Raw genomic sequence first — 20,805 nt, forward strand, 5'->3', positions numbered from 1 at the left:
ATGAGCGGTGACGGCCGCCATAGCAACAGCTATCAGCGACTGTCAAGGGTGCCGTGTGCCCACTATCCTAACTACCGGCTCCGGGCAGCCTGAAAGAGGGCAGCGCAAAGAGGCAGTCTAGCCCGAACGGCGCGGTCTGTCCAGGGGGCGCTCCCGATGGGGCCCAGCCTGCCTCGCGACGTCTTCAGGTATGCCTCCAGGCGAGCCGGTTGTCCCTCCCGCAAGGGCCGCCGGTTTCGCCGTCGGGAGTAAGCGTGAACCCACCGGGCCCGAGAGTCAAGATGCCACACGGGGGTCGGCCCGGTTGGCGCAGCGTGGGAGAACGTCAGCGGAGCGTGAGCGGCCGAATATACTTCCAGCTACCGGCGAGTAGCGCCAGTAATGCGCCGCGACCTGCGGGTTTGCACTCGACTGTCGGCCCGCGGACTGTGGTTCAGGCCACGGGGCGGGACGCGGATTTCGCGGGTTGGACGGGTCGGCGGGGGTGTCGCCGGGCGGCGAAACGCGATATTCGCCTCCCTCGCGGCGGGGGTTGTTCGGCCGGCTGGACACGGCCGGCCGGGCGGAGCCGGCTGCCGGACCCGGCCGGGCGGGTGGCTGCGGGTCGCCGGGGTTCGGTCCGGCTCGGGGCGATCGCCGGGTTCGCCCGGGCGGTCGAGTCCCGCGGGTCGCCGCCGCCTGCCTCGGCCCGGACGCCCGGCCTCCAGCCCGGGCGGTCCACTCCGGCGGATGGCCGCCCACCTGACTCGGCCCGCACGCACGCCCGGCGTCTCGCCGGTGCAGGCGAGCAACCGGGACCGACCCGGCCGAGGGCAGGCGGCCTCAGAGCCACTCCGGTAACGGCTCACACGCCGCCGCCCAGTCGTCCGGGGGCAGCGTCCCGCCCGCCGCCAGCACGCCGCCCACGATGGCTCCTACCGTGTCCACGTCCTCTGCCAGCTGGGCCGTCGTCCACAGCGCGTCGGCGAAACTCCCTTCGAACGCCGCCGCGATCCACAGGGCCAGGGGCACCGTGTCGTGTGCGGCCATCTCGCGGCCGGTTCCCAGGACCTCCACCGCTTCGGCGGCGTCAGAGACCTTCAGGGCCGCCGTGAGGCCGTCGCGGACGCGGCCCGGTGGGACCAGGGGGATCACCGACGGCAGCAGGTCCGCCTCCGGTGCCGCCGCCCGCACCGCGGCCGCCGCCGCGACGGCCACCGCGCCCGCGACCCCCTCGAAGTGGGCGTGGGTGATCTCCGCCGACAGCTCGGCCTGGCGCAACGCCTGCGGCAGGTTGTCGCAGAACCACGCGCCCAGCGGCGCCACGCGCATCGCGCCGCCGTTGCCCCAGGAGGCGCGGCCGCCGGCCTCCGCGACCTCCTGCCACGGCTCGCCGCGGCGGATCCGGTTCAGGCGCCACTCCGCGCCCGGGCCGTAGCCGCGGGCGGGGTCCATGTGCTCGGCGAACGAGCGGGCCAGCGCGTCCTGGTCGACGAAGCCGTGGCTCCTCAGGACCGCGACGATCGAGCACGCCGTCTCGGTGTCGTCCGTCCAGCGCCACGGCGGGATCGGCAGCCGGCGGCCGACGACGTCCGGGTGGTCGCCCGGCAGGAGGATCTGGGCCCCGAACGCGTCCCCGGCCGCGAGCCCGGCCAGGGACATCGCGGCCTGTTCGGCTCCCACCAGCTACTGCTTGCTGATCGACGTCGGCTTCACGACGTAGACCACGCGGTGCTCGACGTCCCCGGGCGGGCCGTCCAGTTCGAGGCCGTAGCGCGCGGCCAGTTCGCCGAAGAACTCGCCCTTCGAGTCGTCGTCGATGAGCTCGACGACGCCGCGGACCTCCAGGTACCGGTAGGGCTGGTCCGGGTCGTTGACCGAGAACGCGACCTCCGGGTGGGCGGTCACGTTCTTGTACTTCTGCCGGAGCGTGGTGTTCGTGAAGCGGACGCGCTCGCCGTCCCACGCGAACCACATCGGGTTGACCTGCGGCCGGCCGTCGGGCCGGACCGTGGCCAGGTGGGCGTACAGCGGCCGCTCCAGCAGGTCGCGGTGGCTGTCCGGGATGACGCTCATCGGTTTCCCCCTCGAGGTCGTCACGTTCTGCCAGACGACCTTACCGAGGGGGACCGCTACTTCGACGGGGACGGGGACGCCGGCGCCTGGCTCGCCGCCGGGACCTTCGGGGCGTTGTAGGTGTCCATGTCGGTGATCTTCCACTTGTCGCCCTGGAGCTGGGCGTTCAGGTGGAGCTGGGCCGTTCCCGCGGTCGTCTTCTTCGTGTCCGTGCGGGTCGAGGTCTGGTCGACGAAGACCATCACCTTCGCCAGGTCGCCGTTGAGCATGATCACCGCGGCCCGGGTCACCTTGCAGGTGACGACCATCTTCTGCTGCGGGGCGAGCCGCTTCACCTCGCCCATCAGCGAGTTGTACTTGTTCTTGACGTCGTCGTTGGCGAGCAGGTCGTTCGCCGCGTCCTCGGTCTTCTTGATGTTGTTGAAGTCGTAGGAGAACAGCGACTCGGCCGCCTTCGAGACGGCGTCCTTGACCTGGGCCGTCTTCGCGACGTCGAGCAGCGCGGTGTTGCTGGTCGCCGAGGAGACCTGGACCTCTTCGGACTTGAACCAGAACGCCAGCCCGCCCAGGACCAGCGCGACGAGCACCAGCGCGCCCGCGACCACATACGGCCGCTGCGTGAGCGAAGTCTTCGGCTTCGCGGGCTCTTCGTCCTCGGAAGCGGCCGCCTCGGCCTCGGCGACGTCGGTCGGCTTCGCGATGCCGGTGTCGCGCTTCTTCCGCCGCGGCGCCGGCCGGGCCGGGGCTTCGTCCTCGGCGGGCTCGCCGGTGAGGGCGTCGACCTTCGGGTCTTCCTCTTCGGTCGAGACGGCCGCGAACACCGCGGTGTCCTCGGCCGAGGACACGGCGTCGCCGTCGATCCGGCCCTTGGCCGGTTCGAACGGCTCGGCGGGCCGCGGCGCGGGGCGCGGGGCCGGGCGCGGCCGGGGCTTCTTGGTCTCGGCGGGCACCGCGGGGAGCTGGCCGGTCCGCTCGGCGGCGGACTCGTCCGACGCGGGCTTGCGCAGGCCGGCCACGCGGGGCCGGCGCGACGGCGGCGTGCTGCTGCTGCGTGGCGGCTGGCGGCGGGAGGGGGGCACTACAAGCTCCTTACAGGTGGCGCTACTGACCGGCAGCGACGAGCGGGACGCTGTCGATGCCGGACAGCTTCCAGTCGTTGCCCACGCGGGTCATCGACACTTCGAGGCGCAGCGGCTTCGCGCTGCTCTTGTCCCCCTGGGTGACGGTGGTGGCGATGGCGGCGAGGAAGCTGGCCTTGCCTTCGTGGTCGTCGAGCTCCTCGACGGCGATGTCCTGGACGTCCGTGGTGACCTTCGTCTTGGCGTCGGCGAGCGCCTTGCGGAACGTCGGTGCCGACTGGTCGATCTGCTGCGACATCTTGTCGTCCGACACGGACTTCTGCCGGGTGAAGAAGCCGTCCAGGTCCTGGTAGTCGACCTCGGTGTAGGCCTTCAGGGCATTGGTGCCCGCCTTGACCACGGCTTCGCGCGACGCCGCCAGGTCGGCGTTGTCGTCGTTCGCGGCCACCCACCACTGGACGCCGAAGATCGCCGCCGCGATCAGCGCGGCCAGGGCCAGCGCCGCGGCGCCGAGCACCAGGATCCGCGAGGACGACTCCTTCGACGACGTCTCGGGGGCCGGCTCCTCGGCCTCGTCCACCGCGACGGCGGCCGGCTCGTCCGAACTCATAGCACTCCAGGGTAGGTAACGGTCATCAAATCCACGTCAGGCGAGGCCGAGCAGCGAGCCCAGGCTGTTCAGGCTGACGCCGGGGCTGCCGACGATGCCCGGCACGCCCCGCGTGTCGCGCTCCTCGGCGAGCTCCTCCGCCGGCCGGTTCGCGTTCGCGTCGACGTCGCTCTGCGAAGGCGCGACCGGCACCCCGCCGTACGGCGCGTTCTGCGACCCGCGCACGTTGATCGGGCTGCCCTTCGGCTCGGCACAGTACGCGTCTTCCTTCGCCGGCTTCGCCGAGAGGTCGTTGCCGGTGCGGTACTGCGAGTACGGCAGGTAGCCCTTGGTGCAGGACGGCGGGTTGAACAGGTTGAGCACCAGCCCGAGGTGCGCGGTGCCGTCGCCGGGCGCGACGCTGCTGGCCGCGCCGGCCAGCGCCGGGTAGGTGACCAGGCCCTGCTCGATGCCGTCGAGGCGGGTCACGGTCAGGTTGGCCGTGGTGAGCAGGTTCGCCGTCAGCGCGCCGAGGCCCGGTCCGGACTCCTTGAGCACCTGGCTGACCTGGGCGGCCACCTGCGGCGTGATGCCGATGAGCTTGCGCAGGTCGCCGTCGGAGTTCTTCAGGGTGCCGGTGAGCTGGTTGAGGCTCTTGCTGAACGACGCGAAGTTCGCCGCCTCGTCGTTCTGCGTGTCCAGCACCTTGCCGCCCTGGTCGAGCAGCTGGATGGTCTGCGGCAGGTACTGCTGCGCGGTCGTGGTGAAGCTGCGCGCGGTGTCCAGGAGCTTCTGCAGGTCGCCGCCGGTGCCGCGGAAGGCGTCGTAGGACTGGTCGACGACCGTGCGCAGCGAGTCGACCGGGACCGACGCGGCCAGCGTGTCGAGGTCGCCGATCAGCCGGTCGGTGCTGACCGGGGTGGTCGTCTTCGCCGCCGGGATGACCGAGCCGGCCGCCAGGTACGGGCCCTTGTCGGCCTTCGGCTTGAGGTCGACGTACTGCTCGCCGACCGCCGACCGGTTGGCGACGACGGCGTCGAGGTCCGCGGGCACCTGCGGCGCCGACGGGTCGATGTTGAGGTCCGCCTCGAGCCCGGTCTGGGTGAGCCGCAGCTCGCCGACCCGGCCGATGTTGTAGCCGCGGTAGGTGACCTCGGCGTTGGTGAAGATGCCACCCGACTCGTTGAGCTGCAGTTTCACCGTGTAGCCGTCGTTGCCGAACACCGTGCCGAGCCCGGCGAACCGGATCAGCGCGTACACGATCGCCACGATCGAAATGACCGCGAACGCGATCAGCTGGAACCTCGTCTTGCGCACCAACATCAGCCGGCCCCTCCCGACAGGAGCCCGAAGAGGTTGCCGAGCCCCGGCTTCGACTGCCCGGACTGCGGCTGGCCGCTCTCACCGGGGATCGGCAGCGGCGGGTTGCCCGACGCGCCCTCGGTCCCGCCGGTCAGGCCGGCGAGCGGCAGCTGACCGGACAGGATGTTCTGCCTGCTGTTGCCGAGGTTCTCGACGACGGTCTTCAGGTTCAGGTCCACCTTGGCGAACAGGTTGAAGTAGTCGCCCTTGACGCCGTTGACGGCCTGGTCGCTGAACGGGAACGTCAGCAGGATCTCCAGCGCCTTCGGCAGGTCGTTGCCCGCTTCGCCGAGCTTCTGCAGCGTCGGCGTCAGCGCCTTCAGGTCGGCGACGAGGTCCTTCTGCGACCGGTTCACCGTGTCGGTGGCGACGCCGGAGAGGTTGTCCAGCGCCTGCAGCATCGTGACCAGCTGGCCGCGCTGCTGCTCCAGGACGCCGAGCCCGGGCCCGAGGTTGTCGACCGCGCCGACCAGCTTGTCCTTCTGGTCGTTGAGCGTCGTGGAGAGCCGGTTCAGGCCGTCGAGCGCGCGGGTGATGTTGCGCGACTGCTGGTCGAGGTTCGTCACCAGCTGGTTCGCGTTGTCCAGCAGCGCCTTGATGTCCGGCTCGCGGCCGGACGTGGCGTTGTTGAGCTCCTTGGTGATGGTGTTGAGCTGGTCGACCCCGCCGCCGTTGAGCAGCAGCGACAGCGCGCCGAGCAGCTCTTCGACCTCGACGCTGCGGTTCGTCCTGGCCAGCGGGATCGTCGCGTTGTCGGCGAGCTTGCCCTGGGCCTGGTCTTCGCCGGGCGAGGCCAGCTCGACGTACTTCTCGCCGAGCAGGCTCGACTGCTTGACGTTGGCGAGCGCGTTGGCCGGCAGCTTGACGTCGCCGTTGACCTTGAGCGTCACCAGCGCGTGCCAGCCGTCCTTGGTGAGGCCGACGTTCTCGACCCGGCCGACCGGCACCTCGTTGACCTTCACCCCGGCCTGCGGGGTCAGGTCGAGCACGTCCCGGAACTCGACGTTCACCGTGTACGGGTGGTCGCCGAGGTCGGCGCCACCGGGCAGCGGCAGGTCGTAGATGCCGTTGAAGGCGCAGCCGGACAGCGTCAGCGCCGACACCGTGACCAGCGCCCCGACGGTCAGGAGCTTCCTCACTGGCCACCTCCCGAGCTGTAGAGCTGCCCGGCGAGGGGCAAGGGCAGGGGCGGCAGCTTGCCCGACTGCAGCGCCTGGACGGTCTGCGCCACGGACGGCAGCGGGACCAGCCCGTCGACCACGCCGGCGATGCCCTCGCAGGCGCTGCCGAGCACGTCCGGGATGCCCTTGCCGGCCTGCTTGAGCAGCCGGCAGATCATCACCAGCGGCGGCTGGGTCAGCTCGTTGAGGTTCGGCCGGGCGTCGAGCGTGCCGGACGAGCCGTTGTACGTGTTGACCAGGTTGCTCAGGCCGACCGGTGCGACGTCGAGGATCTCGGCCAGCGAGCTGCGCTGGTCGACGAGGACCTTGGTGACCCCGGCCAGCTTGTCCACATTGGACTTGAGCCGGTCGTGGTTCTGGTCGATGAACGACTGCACCGCGGTGAGCGTGGTGCCGAGCTGCTGCACGGTCGCGGCCAGGTTGTCCTTCTCGGACGCCAGGTAGCCGCTGACGTCGGCGAGCTGGCTCTCGAAGCTGCGCACGGACTTGTCGGAGTCGGCCAGCGTCTGCGAGAACTTCCCGAGGTTCTCGACGGTGGAGAACAGGTCGTCCTTGTTGCCCGCGAGGGTGCCGGCCGCCTGGCCGAGCTTGGTGATCGTGTCGTGCAGGGCCTGGCCGTTGCCGTCGACGTTCGCCGCCGCGGTGTTCAGCAGGGTCGACAGCGACCCGTTCTTGTTGGCGCCGTTCGGGCCGAGGGTCTCGCTGACCCGGGCCAGACTGGACGCCAGCTGGTCGACCTCGAGGGGCACCTCGGTGCGGTCGAGGCCGATGACCGCGCCGTCGGAGATCCGCGGGCCGCCGGTGTAGGCCGGGGCGAGCTGCACGTACCGGTCGGAGACGAGCGACGGCGCCACGATGAGCGCCTTGGCGTCGGCCGGGACGGCGACCTTGCGGTCGTACTCGAACTCGACCTTCACCTGGTTGCCCATGGGGGTGATCTTGGTGACCGTGCCCATGTCGACACCGAGCATCCGCACGCTGTTGCCCTCGTACAGGCCGACGGCGCCGGCGAAGTACGCGGTCAGGTGGTTGCGGCCGGCGTCCTTCAGGGTCCACCAGATCCCGCCGGCGACGACGAGCGCCAGGACGATCGCGATGGTGAAGCCCCTGGTCAGGGCCGATCCGAAGCGGGTGTCACTCATTTCGTGTAGCACCCCTCTTCGTTGAGCGGGCCCATCGACGGGAGCAGCAGGCCGCAGATGTAGTTGTCGAACCAGCGGCCGTTGCCGATGGTGTTGGTGAAGACCCGGATGAACGGCGCGAACTTCTTGATGCCCTCGGCCAGGGAGTCCTGGTTGCGCTGCAGCATCGAGGTCAGCTGGTCCAGCGACGTGAGCACCGGGTCGAGCTGCTTGTCGTTGTCGTCGATCAGGCCCTGCAGCTGCGTCGCGAGCTCACGGGAGCCGTTGAGCAGGGACGTGATCGCGTCTTCGCGCTTCGACAGCTCGTCGAGCAGCTTGTTGCCGTCGGTGAGCAGCTTCTGCACCTCGGCGTCGCGGTCGACCAGGGTCTGCGACACCTCGCGGGTGTTGGCCAGCAGGTTGGACAGCTGCTGGTCGCGCGAGGCGATCGTGTCCGACAGCTTCGAGAGCCCCGACAGCGCGCCCTTCACGTCCTGCGGCGTGTTGGCGAAGGTCTGCGAGATGGTGTCGAAGCTCTGCGCCAGCTGCTTGGTGTCGATGTTGTCGACCGTCTGCGACAGCCCGCGGAACGCGTCGAGCACGTCGTAGGGGGCCATCGTGCGGTCCCGCGGGATCGCCGTGCCCGGGCTGAGCGCGCCCTCCCCCTGCGGGTCGAGCGACAGGTACTTCTGCCCGAGCAGCGTCTTGATCTTGATCGCGGCGCTGGTGCGGTCGCCCAGCCAGGCGTCCTTGACCTTGAACGAGACCTTCACCGACGCGCCGTCGAGCTCGATGTCGCTGACCTTGCCGACCTTGACGCCGGCGACCCGGACGTCGTTGTCCTTCTGCAGCCCGGAAGCCTCGCTGAACTCGGCGGAGTAGGTCGTGCCGCCGCCGATCACCGGCAGGTCGTCGGAGTTCAGCGCGGCGATGAAGCCGAGCGCGATGACGGCGATGCCGACCAGCGCGATCGGCACCGGGTTGCGCTTCTGGAACGACTTCATCCCTTGCACCTCTCCCGGTTCGCCGGCAGCAGGGGCAGGTCCGTCGCAGGGATCAATGGCGGCAAGCTGACCGTCCCAGTGAACTCGCAGGCGTAGAAGTTGAACCAGGAGCCGTAGTCCGCGGTGCGGGTCAGCGTGCTCACCTTCGTGGGCAGGAACTGGATGAAGTGCTCCAGCTCCGGCTCGTTCTTGTTGAGCTGGTTCGTGAGGGTGCCGAGGGCGCTGATGTCGTTCTTCAGCGGCTCCCGGACGTCGCTCAGCAGGCCGGACGTCGTCTGGGCCAGGTTGCCGAGGCTCTCGATGGCGTCGCCGATCGGCTTGCGGTCGGCGGCCAGCCCGGACGTCAGCTGCTGCAGCTTGACGATCAGGTCGTTCAGCTGCGGCGTGTGCGCGTTGACCGTGTCGAGCACCGAGTTGAGGTTGTCGATGACCTCGCCGATGACCTGGTCCTTGTTGGCGATCGTGGTGGCCAGCGACGCCGTGTGCGAAAGCAGGCTCTCGACGGTGCCGCCCTCGCCCTGCAGAACCTGGATGACCTCGTAGGACAGCTTGTTGACGTCGTCCGGGTTGAGCGCGGTGAACAGCGGCTTGAAGCCGTTGAACAGCTCGGTCAGGTCGAGCGCCGGCGTGGTCCGGTCCAGCGGGATCGTGCCGCCGGGGCTGAGCGTCTTCCCGGAGGAGTCGTCGCCCTCCCCGAGCGAGACGTAGCGCTGGCCGACCAGGTTCCGGAACTTGATCTGCGCGGTCACCCCGGCCGGCAGCTGCCGCCCGGCGTCGACCTCGAACTCGACCTCGGCCTGGCGCTTGTCGACGATCTTGACGTCCTTGACCTGTCCGACCCGGACGCCGGCGATGCGGACGTCGTCGTTGGGCAGCAGCAGGGTCGCGTCGGTGAAGCGCGCCTTGTAGGCGTTGGTGCTGGTGGTGTTGATGTTGGCGATGCTGATCCCGAGGATCGTCGTGAGCACCACGGTGACCACCACGAAGATGCCGAGCTTGATCAGCGGCGCGAGCAGGCCCCTCACTTCACCGTCACCTCCGCCCCGCGGTAGAGCGGACCGACGAGCAGCGAGCTCCAGCCCGGGACGTCGGTGGCGTTCATGCCCAGCTGCGGGCCGAGGAGGTCGGCCAGGAAGCCCTGCTCCGCGGTCGAGTAGGCCAGGTCACCGCCGCCGCCGTTGCCGCCGGCCGCGTCCTGCTTGAAGTTGGCCGGGTTGAGGCCCTCGCCGACGGTCTTCGGCGCGGCCTGGTGCTGCGTGCCGTCCTTGAACGCGCCGTCCGGCGGCTCGGACGGGAACGGCTTCGGGATGTTCTTCATGTCGTAGCAGCGCGGACCGCGCTTGTCCTCGAACCGCGGCTCTTCCTTGCCCGCCTTGTAGGGCGCGCGCGGCACGATGATCTCGATCGTCGCGTGCAGGCCCGGCTGGTTGGTGCCCTTGCCGAGCGCCTGGTCGATCAGCGGCACGTTCTGGGCCATCTGGGAGATCACGCAGGGGTACTCCGGCGCGTACTTCGCCAGCAGCTCGGCCGTCGGCCGGGCGGTGTCGACGAGGGAGATGATGTTGTCCTTGTTGTTCTGCAGGAAGGTCTGCAGGTCGACCGACGCCGTCGTCAGGCTGCCGTAGAGGTTCGACAGGTTCTGCCGCTCGTCGACCACGGTCCGGGTCGTCGTGCTCAGGTTGTCGAGGCTCTGCACCAGGTCCGGCGTGGCGTCCTTCAGGTGGTCCGAGAACTCCGCGAGCGCCTTGAGGTTGTGCTGGAGCTCAGGCTCGTGCGGGTTCAGCTCGCCGATGTAGGTGCCCAGCTGCGTGAGCGTGTCGCCGAGCTGGTCGCCGCGGCCCTGCAGCGCGGTGGAGATCGCGGTGAGCGTCGCCGACAGCTTCTGCGGCTGGACGGCCTGCAGCACCGGCATCAGGTGCGCGAAGGCCTGCTCCAGCTCGACCGCGCTCGACGTCCGGTCCTGCGGGATGACGTCGCCGCTGGCCAGCGTCTTCGCCGAGGGGTCCTTCGGGATCTCCAGCGAGACGTACCGCTCGCCGAAGAGCGTCTTGGGCAGGAACCGCGCCGATACGTTCTCCGGGATCAGCTTCGCCGACGCGGGGGTCAGCGCGAGCGTCAGCTCCGCGCCGTCCGCGGTGGCGGTGATGTCCTGGACCGAGCCGACGATCAACCCGCGCACCTTGACGTCGGACTGCTTGATCAGCTGGTTGCCGATCTTGTCGGCCTGCAGCTTGACCGTGACGACCGGCGTGAACGCCTTGTCGTAGAGCGCGATGGACAGCGCCACCCCGCCGACCATCACGGCGATGAGCAGCAGGCCGAGCAGCCTGCGTCGGAGCGTCCTCATCCCGCGATCCTTACCGTGACGTCGGTTCCCCAGATGGCGAACCCGATGAAGAAGTTCATGATCGACACCGTGACGATGGACAGGCGCACGGCCTTGCCGACCGCGACGCCGACGCCGGCCGGGCCGCCGGTCGCGCGGTAACCGAAGTAGCAGTGCGACAGGATGATCAGGACGCTGAAGAGCAGCACCTTGATGAACGAATACAGCACGTCCTGCGGTGGTAAGAACAGGTCGAAGTAGTGGTCGTAGGTACCGGCCGACTGGTTGTAGATGTAGATGACGACCAGCCGTGACGCGAGGTACGAGCTCAGCAGGCCGATGATGTAGAGCGGGATGACCGCGACGAACCCGGCGATGATCCGCGTCGTCACCAGGTACGGCAGGCTCGGCACGCCCATGACCTCGAGCGCGTCGATCTCCTCGGAGATCCGCATCGCGCCGAGCTGCGCGGTGAACCCGGCGCCGACGGTCGCGCTCAGCGCGAGCCCGGCGACCAGCGGGGCGATCTCACGCGTGTTGAAGAACGCCGTCAGGAAGCCGGTGAAGGCCGACGTCCCGATCGAGTTCAGCGCCGAGTAGCCCTGGAGGCCGACGAGAACACCGGTGAACAGCGTCAGGCCGACCATCACGCCGACCGTGCCGCCGATGACCGCGAGCGAGCCGGACCCGAAGCTCACCTCGGCCAGCAGCCGGAGGACCTCTTTGGTGTAGCGGCGCAGCGTCCGCGGCGTCCACAGCAGCGCCCGGCCGTAGAACGACATCTGGTCACCGAGGGTGTCCAGTGTCTGGAGAGGACGGTTGGCGACGCGTTTCGCGCCCTGGAGGAACGTCATGCGCTAATCCAGCTTCCCGGGCACGATCTGCAGGTAGATCAGGGTGATCACGAAGTTCACGACGAACAGCAGCAGGAACGTGATGACCACCGACTGGTTCACCGCGTCCCCGACGCCCTTCGGGCCGCCGGAGGGGTTGAGGCCCCGGTAGGCCGCGACGACGGCGGCGATGAACCCGAAGATCAGCGCCTTGATCTCGCCGACCCAGAGGTCGGGCAGCTGCGCGAGGGCGGAGAAGCTCGCCAGGTACGCACCCGGCGTCCCGCCCTGCAGCACGACGTTGAAGAAGTAGCCGCCGAGCACGCCGATGACGCTGACCATGCCGTTGAGCAGCAGCGCGACGAGCATCATCGCGAGGGTGCGCGGCACGATCAGCCGCTGCACCGCGGAGACGCCGAGCACCTCCATCGCGGCGATCTCTTCGCGGATGGTCCGGGCGCCGATGTCGGCGCAGACGGCCGAGCCGCCCGCGCCCGCCACCAGCAGCGCGGTGACCAGCGGACTGGCCTGCTGCACGGTGGCGAGCACGGAGCCCGCGCCGGTGTAGGACTGCGCGCCCAGCTGGCGGGCGAGCGAACCGAACTGCAGCGAGATGACCGCGCCGAACGGGATGGCCACCAGCGCCGTCGGCAGGATGGTCACGCTCGCGATGAACCACGACTGCTGGATGAACTCCCGCAGCTGGAACGGGCGCTGGAACAGGCCGCGGACGATGTCCAGGCCGAGAGCGAACAGGTTCCCGGTCTCTCGGAGCATCCCGATCCCGGGGATCTTCGCCTGTGATGCGGGAGAGCTCACCGGCCACCTGGCCCGTTGTTCGGCGGCGGCGGCATGCGCCGTGCGCCGGGTCTCGGGGGCTGGCCGCCGCCGGGGATCCGCGCGACCTGGTCGGCGGGCAGCTGGCCGTGGTGCTGGTTCGGCACCCCGTCACCCTGCCGGGCGCCCGCCGGGACCTGCTGCTGTTGCTGCTGCTGGGCGTGCGCGACCTGCCGCGGGCTGACGCCGTAGTGGCGCTGCTCCTCGGGGCTCAGGGAGGCGATGATGCTCTGCTGGGCGGCGTCCGGGAGGCGGTGCATGATCTCCATGACGCGGTCCTTGCGGCGGACCGCGCCCATCCGGGTCGGCACGCCCGGCGTCGGCTGCATCTGCGGCGGCACCCCGGAGACGTCCTCGACCCCGCCGGCGTGGTGCCCGGCGTCGAACATCGCCTGCTCGGCCGCCATCTGGGCGCTGTCCTTCTCTTCGGACATGCCGATCGGGCCCTGCATCTTCCCGTTGAGGAACTGCTTGACGACCGGCTCCTCGCTGGTCAGCAGCACCTCGCGCGGGCCGAACATGACCAGTTCCTTGCGGAAGAGCATGCCCAGGTTGTCCGGCACCGTGCGGGCCAGGTTGATGTTGTGCGTGACGATCAGGAACGTCGCGTCGATCTGCGCGTTGACGTCGAGGAACAGCTGCGAGATGTAGGTGGTGCGGACCGGGTCGAGACCCGAGTCCGGCTCGTCGACCAGGATGATCTCCGGGTCGAGCACCAGGGCGCGGGCGAGGCCGGCGCGCTTGCGCATACCGCCGGAGATCTCGCCGGGCAGCTTCTTGTCGGCGCCGTTGAGACCGGTCATGTCGAGCTTCTCGAGGACGATCCGGCGGATCTCCGTCTCGGACTTCTTCGTGTGCTCGCGCAGCGGGAAGGCGACGTTGTCGTAGAGGTTCATCGAGCCGAACAGCGCGCCGTCCTGGAAGAGGACGCCGAAGAGCTTCCGGATCTCGTAGAGCTTGTGCTCGGAGCAGGTGACGATGTCCACGCCGTTGATCACGCACCGGCCGCGGTCGGGCTTGAGCAGCCCGATCATCGACTTGAGGAACACCGACTTGCCGGTTCCGGACGGTCCGAGCATCGCCGACACCTCGCCTGGCGGCAGGGTCAGCGTGACGTCCCGCCAGATGGCCTGCTTACCGAAGGACTTGGTCAGGCCTTCGATGACCACCTCGGCACCCATCGCACCTCCAGGAGCTGTTCCGCGTCATTGCGCCCGCTGCCACACCCATGCCGCCCGCGTCGGCGGCGGGGTGCGGGCTCCAGGCGCCCCATGAACCCGCGTCAACCAGGTGCAACGAGCTGAGTGCGAACAGGTTACTCACCAGTTTTCTTTCCTGGCCAGCCCCGGGCCCAACGTCATCCCGCCGTGATCGGCATCGGGAGGCACGGTAGCCCATTCGGGGCAACGGCGCAGATTTCCGGACCCCCGAACCCACGATTTAGGGACCCGGGGCCATTCGGACACGGCTCCTAGGGGGCCGCGGCGAGCAGGCAAAACGGAAGGGGCGGACATCCGCGTGGATGTCCGCCCCTTCTCGAGGTGGTGCAAAGGCGCTCGCGCGCCCGGGATCACTTGATGGAGATCTTGGCGCCCGCGGCCTCGAGCTTCTCCTTGGCGGCCTCGGCGGCCTCCTTGTCGACCTTCTCCAGGAGGGCCTTGGGAGCGGCCTCGACCAGCTCCTTGGCCTCCTTCAGGCCCAGGCCCGAGACGACCTCGCGGACGACCTTGATGACCTGGATCTTCTTGTCGCCGGCGCCCTCGAGGATGACGTCGAACTCGTCCTGCTCCTCGGCGGCGGCGGCCGGGGCGGCACCCGGGGCGGCGGCGACGACGGCGGCCGGCGCGGCGGCGGTGACGTCGAAGGTCTCCTCGAACTCCTTCACGAACTCGGACAGCTCGAGGAGGGTCAGCTCCTTGAAGGCGTCGATCAGCTCGGCGGTGCTCAGCTTCGCCATGATGGCTTCCTCTCAGAAAAACGAACTAGACGTTCGGGGTGGGGGTGGTTCAGCTCTCGGCGGGTGCTTCGGCTGCTTCGGTACCGGCGGCGTTGCGCTGCTTCTCCTCCAGCGCGGCAGCCAGGCGGGCGACCTGGGACGCCGGCGCCTGGAACAGCGCGGCGGCCTGGGACAGCTTCGCCTTGAACGCGCCCGCCGCCTTGGCGAGCAGGACCTCACGGCTGTCGAGATCGGCGATCCGGGTGATCTCGTCCACGGACAGCGCTTTGCCGTCCATGTAGCCGCCCTTGATGACAAGCGCGTTGTTTTCCTTCGCGAAGTCGCGAAGCGCCTTCGCGGCGTCGACCGCCTCACCTTCGACGAAGGCGATGGCGGTGGCGCCGACGAACAGGTCCTCGAGCCCCGTCACGCCCGCGTCTTCGGCGGCACGCTTGACGAGGGTGTTCTTCGCGACCCGGTACTTGGCACTGGTGCCGAGAGCGCGGCGCAGCTGGGACAGCTGGGACACGGAGAGGCCGGTGTACTGGGTAACGACGGTGGCCGAGCTGTTGCGGAAGCTCTCCGCGATCTCGGCGACGGCCGCCACCTTGTCGGGCTTCGCCATGGTCGCCTCCTCTCTTGGCTAGTGTTTCCACTGGCTGCCGAGGGGCCCCCGAAACGACGAAACGCCCACGCGCAGACAGGCGCGGGGCGTTCTTCCGGCACACGTGCCGGAGCCTCGTTCCTCCTGCGCGGGCCGCCCGGCGAAATGCGGGACCTTCGTTCCCCGGTTTGGGCGGGGAAAACCAGCGGTCTTCGGTAGAACCGTCGTCAAGAATACCTGGTCATCCGCGCCGGGCTTACTCGCCCCCTGCGTTCGCGGTGGCGTGGGGCATCATGGTGACGTGGCGGAGCAGCGTGATGACGGAAAGCCCGGCTCGGACATCGAACCGGCGGGCCCTTCGACGCCCGCGTCTCCTCCCCTGGATCCGGCGCAGCTGGCGGAGTTCAGGCAGTTCCAGCAGTTCCAGGACTACCTGAAGTTCACCCAGGCCCAGCAGGGCAACCAGCCGGCGCCCCCGCCCGACGCGGGGATGGTCCAGGCACCGCCCACGCAGCCGGCCACGCAGTCCGGCGGCCAGCCGCCGGTCATCCCGCCGGGGTACCAGCTGGTCCCGGCCGAGCGCCGTCGCGCACCGAAGTGGCTGAGCTGGCTGGGCAAGAAGGTGATCGCCTGGGTGCTGGCGATCGTGATCCTCGGCCTCGCGGGTACGTGGCTGTACAACCACTTCTTCCCGAGCGACGCGGGCAAGTCGTCGGCCCAGCTCGCCCAGGAGGGCGGGGGGACGTATCACACGAACCGCATCCTCTCGACCAGTCCGTACGAAGCCGTCCGCGAGGTCTACGACGCCGTCGCGCAGAACCTCGTCCCACAGGCGTGCGGGCGGATGGACGAGCCCGTCCAGCAGAAGTTCGCCCAAGACCTGGGTTACGCGGACTGCCAGGTCGCGGTGCACGAGCTGAACCGCAAGGTCACCAGCAAGAACGACTACGCCGAGTCGATGCCGTCGTACGTCTCCGAGCCCCTGCCGGGAGACCGCTTCACGATCAGCTCGTGCCAGTTCGGCATCAAGGGCGGCCCGGCGCTCGGCGCGTTCACCGTACAGAAGGTCGACAAGAGCCAGTGGCTCATCACCGCGCACACGAACGAGCCGTCGCCCTGCCCCGCGGCGCCGCCGACCAGCTGAGTCAGCGTTGGTGCGGTGCAGTCAAGAACGCCACCAGCGCCTCCGAGAACGCCGGCGACATCACGGCCGTCATGTGGTCGCCCGGGATGCGGACCATCCGTGCCCCTGCGATCGCCGCCGCCAGGCGCTCCGGCTCCGCCGCCAGCGGATCCTGGTCACCCGCCAGCACCAGGGTCGGGACGCCGATCGCCGAGAGGTTCAAGCTGCCTTCTTCCGATGCCAGCGCCACCGCCGCCAGGGCCTGGCGGTCGCCGCCCACTGCGTCGGCCAGCAGGCGGAACGGGACTCCTGAGGGCGGGACCGTCGACGGGTCCTCGGCCAGCAGTGCCGAGGCGATGTCCGCCGGCTTGACCACGCGCAGGTCGACGCCGCCGAAGTCGACGATGCCCGAGCCCACTCCGCCCGTCGCCAGGCAGCGGATGCGCTTGTCCTCCGCCGTGGCCGCCAGGGCGATGATCGCGCCCATCGAGTAGCCGACCAGCGAGACCTCGTCCAGACCCAGCTCGTCCAGCAGGGCCGAGATGTCGCGGGCCATGCTGTCGCCCGCGTAGCGGCACTCGTCGTGGGGCTTCTCGGAACGGCCGTGGCCGCGGGCGTCGAGGGAGATCACCGTCAGGCCCGCGGCACGCAACGCCGCCACCACGCCCGTGGAGATCCAGTTCGCGTTCGTGTCGGCCGCGAAGCCGTGTTGGAGCAGCACCGGGTGGTGGGCGCCGTCGCCCTCCCACACGGTGTAGTTCAACCGGAGGCCGTCGAACGACGCGAAAGTCGGCATGCTGTCCATGAGACACGAAGAAAGGGCGCCCCCGCAGCAAGCGGGGACGCCCTTTCTGGTGATGTCCGACTCAGACGGCCGCATCCTCGGAAAGCAGGTTGCGGGTCCGCAGCGGGTCGACCGGGATGCCCGGGCCCATCGTCGTGGTGAAGGTGACCTTCTTGAGGTAGCGGCCCTTCGCCGACGACGGCTTGGCGCGGAGGATCTCGTCCAGCGCCGCCGCGTAGTTCTCGACCAGCTTCTCCGTGTCGAAGGAAGCCTTGCCGATCACCAGGTGCAGGTTGGCCTGCTTGTCGACGCGGAAGTTGATCTTGCCGCCCTTGATGTCCTTCACGGCCTTCTCGACCGCGGGGGTCACCGTGCCGGTCTTCGGGTTCGGCATCAGGCCGCGCGGGCCGAGGATGCGGGCGATGCGGCCCACCTTGGCCATCTGGTCCGGCGTCGCGATCGCGGCGTCGAAGTCGAGCCAGCCACCCTGGATGCGCTCGATCAGCTCGTCGGTGCCGACCGCGTCCGCGCCGGCGGCTTCGGCCTCGGCGGCCTTGTCGCCGACGGCGAAGACGATGACGCGGGCGGTCTTACCGGTGCCGTGCGGCAGGTTCACGGTGCCGCGGACCATCTGGTCGGCCTTGCGGGGGTCCACACCGAGACGCATCGCGACCTCGACGGTCGCGTCCATCTTGGTCTTGGAGGTCTCCTTCGCCAGCTTCGCGGCCTCGATCGGCGCGTACAGGCGCGCCTTGTCGATGAGCTCCGCAGCCTGGCGGTATGCCTTGCTGTGCTTGGTCATGCTTCTGTCCTTACTTCAACAACGGATCAGTGTGGTGTCAGAGCCAGCACCTGGCTCTCCCACGGGGTGCTGCAAACGTCAGGCGTCGACGACCGTGATGCCCATCGACCGGGCAGTGCCGGCGATGATCTTCGCGGCCTGGTCGATGTCGTGCGCGTTGAGGTCGGTCTCCTTGGTCTTGGCGATCTCGCGGACCTGGTCCCAGGTGACCTTGGCGACCTTGGTCTTGTGCGGCTCGCCGGAGCCCTTCTCCACGCCCGCGGCCTTCAGCAGCAGCTTGGCGGCCGGCGGCGTCTTCAGCTTGAAGTCGAACGACCGGTCTTCGTAGACGGAGATCTCGACCGGGACGACGTCCCCGCGCTGCGACTCGGTCGCGGCGTTGTAGGCCTTGCAGAACTCCATGATGTTGACGCCGTGCTGACCCAGCGCCGGGCCGACCGGCGGCGCGGGGTTGGCCGCACCCGCCTTGATCTGCAGCTTGATGATCGCCGCAAGCTTCTTCTTCTTGGGTGGCATTTCTTTTCCTGTCCTGTACTACGTTCCCCGCGTACCTGCCGTGGACGTGGGGACTGCGGCCGCCCGGCGGCCGTCAGATCTTGGAGACCTGGTTGAACGACAGCTCGACCGGGGTCTCCCGGCCGAAGATCGACACCAGGACCTTCAGCTTCTGCCCGTCGACGTTGACCTCGGAGATCGTCGCCGGCAGCGTGGCGAACGGGCCGTCCATGACCGTGACCGACTCGCCGACCTCGAAGTCGACCTCGACGGCCGGTCCGCCCAGCGGCGCCGCGGTCGCGGTGGACTCGCCCTTGCCCGCCTTCGCCGGGGCTTCCTTCTCGACCTGCGGGGCGAGGAATTTCAGCACCTCGTCCACGGTCAGCGGCGACGGCCGCGAGGTGGCGCCGACGAACCCGGTGACGCCCGGCGTGTTGCGCACCGCGCTCCACGAGGCGTCGTTCAGGTCCATCCGGACCAGGATGTAGCCGGGCAGCACCTTGCGCTGCACCTGCTTGCGCTGGCCGTTCTTGATCTCGGTGACCTCTTCGGTCGGGACCTCGATCTGGAAGATGTAGTCCTCGACGTCCAGGGTCTGGGTCCGGGTCTCGAGGTTGGTCTTCACCTTGTTCTCGTACCCGGCGTACGAGTGCACGACGTACCACTCGCCGGGGGCGGCGAGCAGCTCGGCGCGCAGCGCGGCGACCGGGTCCTCGTCCGCCGCGGCGGGCTCGGTCTCGGCGTCTTCCGCCGCGACGTCCTCAGCGGGAGCCTCGGCGTTCTCGTCGTCCGTGGAAGCGGCTTCGTCGACCTCGTCGGGCACGTCGACGGGCTCGAGGTGCGCGGAGTCCTCGTCACCGAGTGCCGCGTGCACCTGCTCGTCGGAAAGCTCGGTCAGGTCGTGACCGGCTGATGTGCCGTTGTCGGAGGTCACGTTCCGTCCTCTCAGTTGATCGCTTGCCGGGTCCGGTCAGGCCGGCCCGCGCGGCACGACGGCGGTTCAGCCGAAGATCGCGCCGATGCCCTTCTTGAACGCGAAGTCCAAGACGCTCACCAGGGCCACCATGAACACCACGAAGACCAGCACGACCGCGGTGTAGGTGACCATCTGCTTGCGGTTGGGCCAGATGACCTTGCGCAGCTCCGCCCACACCTCGCGGATGAAGCGCACCAGCCGCGCGAACACAGAGGCCTTCTTCGCCTTCTGGTCACGCTTGGGGGTCGGAGCGCCCTTCGCGTCGGGGGCGGTCTTCTCCCCCGACTTCCCGGCCGGGCGGGCCTTGTCGTCCGCACGTGCCGCGGACTTCCCCGCCGGGCGAGCGGTCGCACGGCGCTCACGCCGGGCAGCAGCTGTGACGGGACGGGACGGGCTCTCGGGCTTCTGCCCGGTGCCGTCCTGCTCCTGCTCGCCGCCGCTGGCGTCGCTGTCGCTCACGACCACTCCTCCGCTCCACCAGTTCCGTTACGCAGGGGTGACAGGACTTGAACCTGCAACCTGCGGTTTTGGAGACCGCTGCTCTGCCAATTGAGCTACACCCCTGTGGAGCCCCGATCGCTCGGAGCCCCGTTGGACGCATTCCATCGTCCCCACCATCCAGGCGGGGATGACCGTAGTGCGTTCCAAGTCCCGAAGTCTACGGCAAGCCTCGCGAGAGGCTGCAACCGCGCCCCCCGATCGACCGCCGAACCCCGGCCGGCCTGCGGAAAACTCCCCGCGGACCTCCTGATCATGCCAGGATGTGCGCCATGACGGACAACCCGGAGTCCCGTTCACCGGTGAGCGGGATTCGGCTGGGGCTCGCGCTGCCGCAGTACGGCGCACTGGCCGACCCCGCGGCCGTCGCGCGCTTCGCGACCGCCGCCGAAGACCTCGGGTTCGGCTCGCTGTGGGTCGGCGACCGGATCCTGACGCCCCGGGAGCCGACCGACTTCTACCCGAGCGGCGGCACCGCGGAGCACCCGTACCCGAAGGAGTTCGAGACCTTCGCGGACCCGTTCACGACGCTGGCCACCGCGGCCGCCGTGACGCGCACCGCCCGCCTGGGGATGAGCACCCTGACCGGCCCGGTTTATTCCCCGGTGCTGCTCGCCCGGGCCCTGACCTCGCTCGACCTGACCAGCGGCGGCCGGCTGGACGTCGGCTTCGGGCTCGGCTGGCTGCGCGAGGAGTACTTCGCCACCGGCGTGCCGTGGGCCGGGCGGGGCAAGCGGCTCGAGGCCCTGCTCGACGCGCTCGAAGCGCTGTGGACGGGCGACCCGGCGGAGCACGAGGGCCCGCAGTGGCGGATCCCGCCGTCGACGGTCGGCCTGCGCCCGGCGCAGGAGCCGCGGCCGCCGGTGCTGCTGGGCGGGTTCTCGCCGCCGGCGCTGGCCCGGGTCGGGCGGCGAGCCGACGGGTGGCTCGCGGGCTGGATGCCGAAGCAGTACCTGAACGGCCTGTGGTCGATCGCCCGGGAGGCGGCCGAGAAGGCCGGGCGCGACCCCGGCACCCTGCGGCGCGTGCTGCGGATCAACCCGCGCGCGGGTACCGGGGTCGAGACGGTCGCGGACGTGGCGCCGTGCCTGGACGTGGCCCGCGAAGAGGGCATCACGGAGGTCCTGGTCGACCTGCACTACGTGGCGAAGGACGTCGACCACGCCCTGGAACTGGCGGCCGAGCTGACCGCCTGACGGG

At 69.5% G+C, this 20,805-nt stretch carries 22 protein-coding genes and 1 tRNA gene; 2 read left to right on the forward strand and 21 right to left on the reverse strand.

Annotated features, from left to right (window positions below):
- Positions 1-822: 822 nt before the first annotated feature.
- From ACYVLJ_RS06270 to rplJ, 15 genes are all read right to left on the reverse strand, one after another.
- Positions 823-1,662 carry an ADP-ribosylglycohydrolase family protein gene (locus ACYVLJ_RS06270; protein WP_460438036.1) on the reverse strand — a complete coding sequence of 280 codons (840 nt, stop codon included), beginning with the start codon at positions 1,660-1,662 and terminating at the stop codon, positions 823-825.
- A 3-nt stretch (positions 1,663-1,665) separates the two neighbouring features.
- A complete protein-coding gene (locus ACYVLJ_RS06275) occupies positions 1,666-2,055 on the reverse strand; it encodes a PPOX class F420-dependent oxidoreductase (protein WP_451982406.1) in 390 nt (129 codons plus the stop codon).
- Positions 2,056-2,111: 56 nt separating this feature from the next.
- Positions 2,112-3,071 (reverse strand): hypothetical protein, encoded by a 960-nt coding sequence (locus tag ACYVLJ_RS06280; RefSeq protein WP_451982927.1) that lies wholly within the window; start codon positions 3,069-3,071, stop codon positions 2,112-2,114.
- An 85-nt stretch (positions 3,072-3,156) separates the two neighbouring features.
- Positions 3,157-3,744, reverse strand: a complete 588-nt coding sequence (locus tag ACYVLJ_RS06285; protein WP_460438037.1) for a hypothetical protein — start codon at positions 3,742-3,744, stop codon at positions 3,157-3,159.
- A gap of 36 nt (positions 3,745-3,780) precedes the next feature.
- Positions 3,781-5,046, reverse strand: a complete 1,266-nt coding sequence (locus ACYVLJ_RS06290) for an MCE family protein (RefSeq protein WP_451982412.1) — start codon at positions 5,044-5,046, stop codon at positions 3,781-3,783.
- Positions 5,046-6,224, reverse strand: a complete 1,179-nt coding sequence (locus ACYVLJ_RS06295; RefSeq protein WP_451982415.1) for an MCE family protein — start codon at positions 6,222-6,224, stop codon at positions 5,046-5,048. Before ACYVLJ_RS06295 ends, ACYVLJ_RS06290 begins: the two co-directional genes overlap by 1 nt.
- The gene (locus ACYVLJ_RS06300) at positions 6,221-7,408 is read right to left on the reverse strand and encodes an Mce/MlaD family protein (protein WP_460438038.1); all 1,188 of its coding nucleotides are present in this window, start codon (positions 7,406-7,408) and stop codon (positions 6,221-6,223) included. The genes ACYVLJ_RS06295 and ACYVLJ_RS06300 overlap by 4 nt, the downstream gene beginning before the upstream one ends.
- Positions 7,405-8,391: an Mce/MlaD family protein gene (locus tag ACYVLJ_RS06305; RefSeq protein WP_460438039.1), complete on the reverse strand. Its 987-nt coding sequence runs from the start codon at positions 8,389-8,391 to the stop codon at positions 7,405-7,407. The genes ACYVLJ_RS06300 and ACYVLJ_RS06305 overlap by 4 nt, the downstream gene beginning before the upstream one ends.
- Positions 8,388-9,416, reverse strand: a complete 1,029-nt coding sequence (locus ACYVLJ_RS06310; RefSeq protein ID WP_451982424.1) for an MCE family protein — start codon at positions 9,414-9,416, stop codon at positions 8,388-8,390. Before ACYVLJ_RS06310 ends, ACYVLJ_RS06305 begins: the two co-directional genes overlap by 4 nt.
- Positions 9,413-10,738, reverse strand: a complete 1,326-nt coding sequence (locus ACYVLJ_RS06315; RefSeq protein WP_460438040.1) for an MCE family protein — start codon at positions 10,736-10,738, stop codon at positions 9,413-9,415. The genes ACYVLJ_RS06310 and ACYVLJ_RS06315 overlap by 4 nt, the downstream gene beginning before the upstream one ends.
- Positions 10,735-11,571 (reverse strand): MlaE family ABC transporter permease, encoded by an 837-nt coding sequence (locus tag ACYVLJ_RS06320; protein ID WP_003060266.1) that lies wholly within the window; start codon positions 11,569-11,571, stop codon positions 10,735-10,737. Before ACYVLJ_RS06320 ends, ACYVLJ_RS06315 begins: the two co-directional genes overlap by 4 nt.
- A gap of 3 nt (positions 11,572-11,574) precedes the next feature.
- Positions 11,575-12,327: an MlaE family ABC transporter permease gene (locus ACYVLJ_RS06325; protein WP_451982930.1), complete on the reverse strand. Its 753-nt coding sequence runs from the start codon at positions 12,325-12,327 to the stop codon at positions 11,575-11,577.
- Positions 12,328-12,365: 38 nt separating this feature from the next.
- Positions 12,366-13,568 (reverse strand): ABC transporter ATP-binding protein, encoded by a 1,203-nt coding sequence (locus ACYVLJ_RS06330; RefSeq protein ID WP_451982430.1) that lies wholly within the window; start codon positions 13,566-13,568, stop codon positions 12,366-12,368.
- A 389-nt stretch (positions 13,569-13,957) separates the two neighbouring features.
- Positions 13,958-14,344 (reverse strand): 50S ribosomal protein L7/L12, encoded by a 387-nt coding sequence (rplL, locus tag ACYVLJ_RS06335; RefSeq protein ID WP_160698768.1) that lies wholly within the window; start codon positions 14,342-14,344, stop codon positions 13,958-13,960.
- A gap of 49 nt (positions 14,345-14,393) precedes the next feature.
- Positions 14,394-14,948: a 50S ribosomal protein L10 gene (gene rplJ / locus ACYVLJ_RS06340; RefSeq protein ID WP_451982433.1), complete on the reverse strand. Its 555-nt coding sequence runs from the start codon at positions 14,946-14,948 to the stop codon at positions 14,394-14,396.
- 280 nt (positions 14,949-15,228) lie between these two features.
- Here rplJ and ACYVLJ_RS06345 point away from each other — a divergent pair, with 280 nt between their 5' ends.
- Positions 15,229-16,071 carry a hypothetical protein gene (locus ACYVLJ_RS06345; protein ID WP_460438041.1) on the forward strand — a complete coding sequence of 281 codons (843 nt, stop codon included), beginning with the start codon at positions 15,229-15,231 and terminating at the stop codon, positions 16,069-16,071.
- Between the two features lies 1 nt (position 16,072).
- Here the strand turns inward: ACYVLJ_RS06345 and ACYVLJ_RS06350 are convergent, their stop codons facing one another.
- The 6 genes from ACYVLJ_RS06350 to ACYVLJ_RS06375 all read right to left on the reverse strand — a co-directional run bounded on the left by ACYVLJ_RS06350 (position 16,073) and on the right by ACYVLJ_RS06375 (position 19,671).
- Positions 16,073-16,846: an alpha/beta fold hydrolase gene (locus ACYVLJ_RS06350; RefSeq protein ID WP_451982439.1), complete on the reverse strand. Its 774-nt coding sequence runs from the start codon at positions 16,844-16,846 to the stop codon at positions 16,073-16,075.
- 70 nt (positions 16,847-16,916) lie between these two features.
- Positions 16,917-17,636 carry a 50S ribosomal protein L1 gene (rplA, locus tag ACYVLJ_RS06355; protein WP_451982442.1) on the reverse strand — a complete coding sequence of 240 codons (720 nt, stop codon included), beginning with the start codon at positions 17,634-17,636 and terminating at the stop codon, positions 16,917-16,919.
- 78 nt (positions 17,637-17,714) lie between these two features.
- Complete coding sequence (rplK, locus tag ACYVLJ_RS06360; protein WP_043781763.1) at positions 17,715-18,152, reverse strand: 50S ribosomal protein L11; 438 nt, start codon at positions 18,150-18,152, stop codon at positions 17,715-17,717.
- Between the two features lie 73 nt (positions 18,153-18,225).
- A complete protein-coding gene (gene nusG, locus ACYVLJ_RS06365) occupies positions 18,226-19,065 on the reverse strand; it encodes a transcription termination/antitermination protein NusG (RefSeq protein ID WP_451982445.1) in 840 nt (279 codons plus the stop codon).
- A gap of 66 nt (positions 19,066-19,131) precedes the next feature.
- Positions 19,132-19,572, reverse strand: a complete 441-nt coding sequence (secE, locus tag ACYVLJ_RS06370; protein WP_451982448.1) for a preprotein translocase subunit SecE — start codon at positions 19,570-19,572, stop codon at positions 19,132-19,134.
- A 26-nt stretch (positions 19,573-19,598) separates the two neighbouring features.
- A tRNA-Trp gene (locus ACYVLJ_RS06375) sits at positions 19,599-19,671 on the reverse strand.
- 206 nt (positions 19,672-19,877) lie between these two features.
- Here ACYVLJ_RS06375 and ACYVLJ_RS06380 point away from each other — a divergent pair.
- Entirely contained in the window at positions 19,878-20,801 is a 924-nt protein-coding gene (locus ACYVLJ_RS06380) for an LLM class oxidoreductase (RefSeq protein ID WP_460438042.1), read from the forward strand.
- Positions 20,802-20,805 lie beyond the last annotated feature (4 nt).

The sequence above is a fragment of the Amycolatopsis stemonae genome (assembly GCF_054781455.1).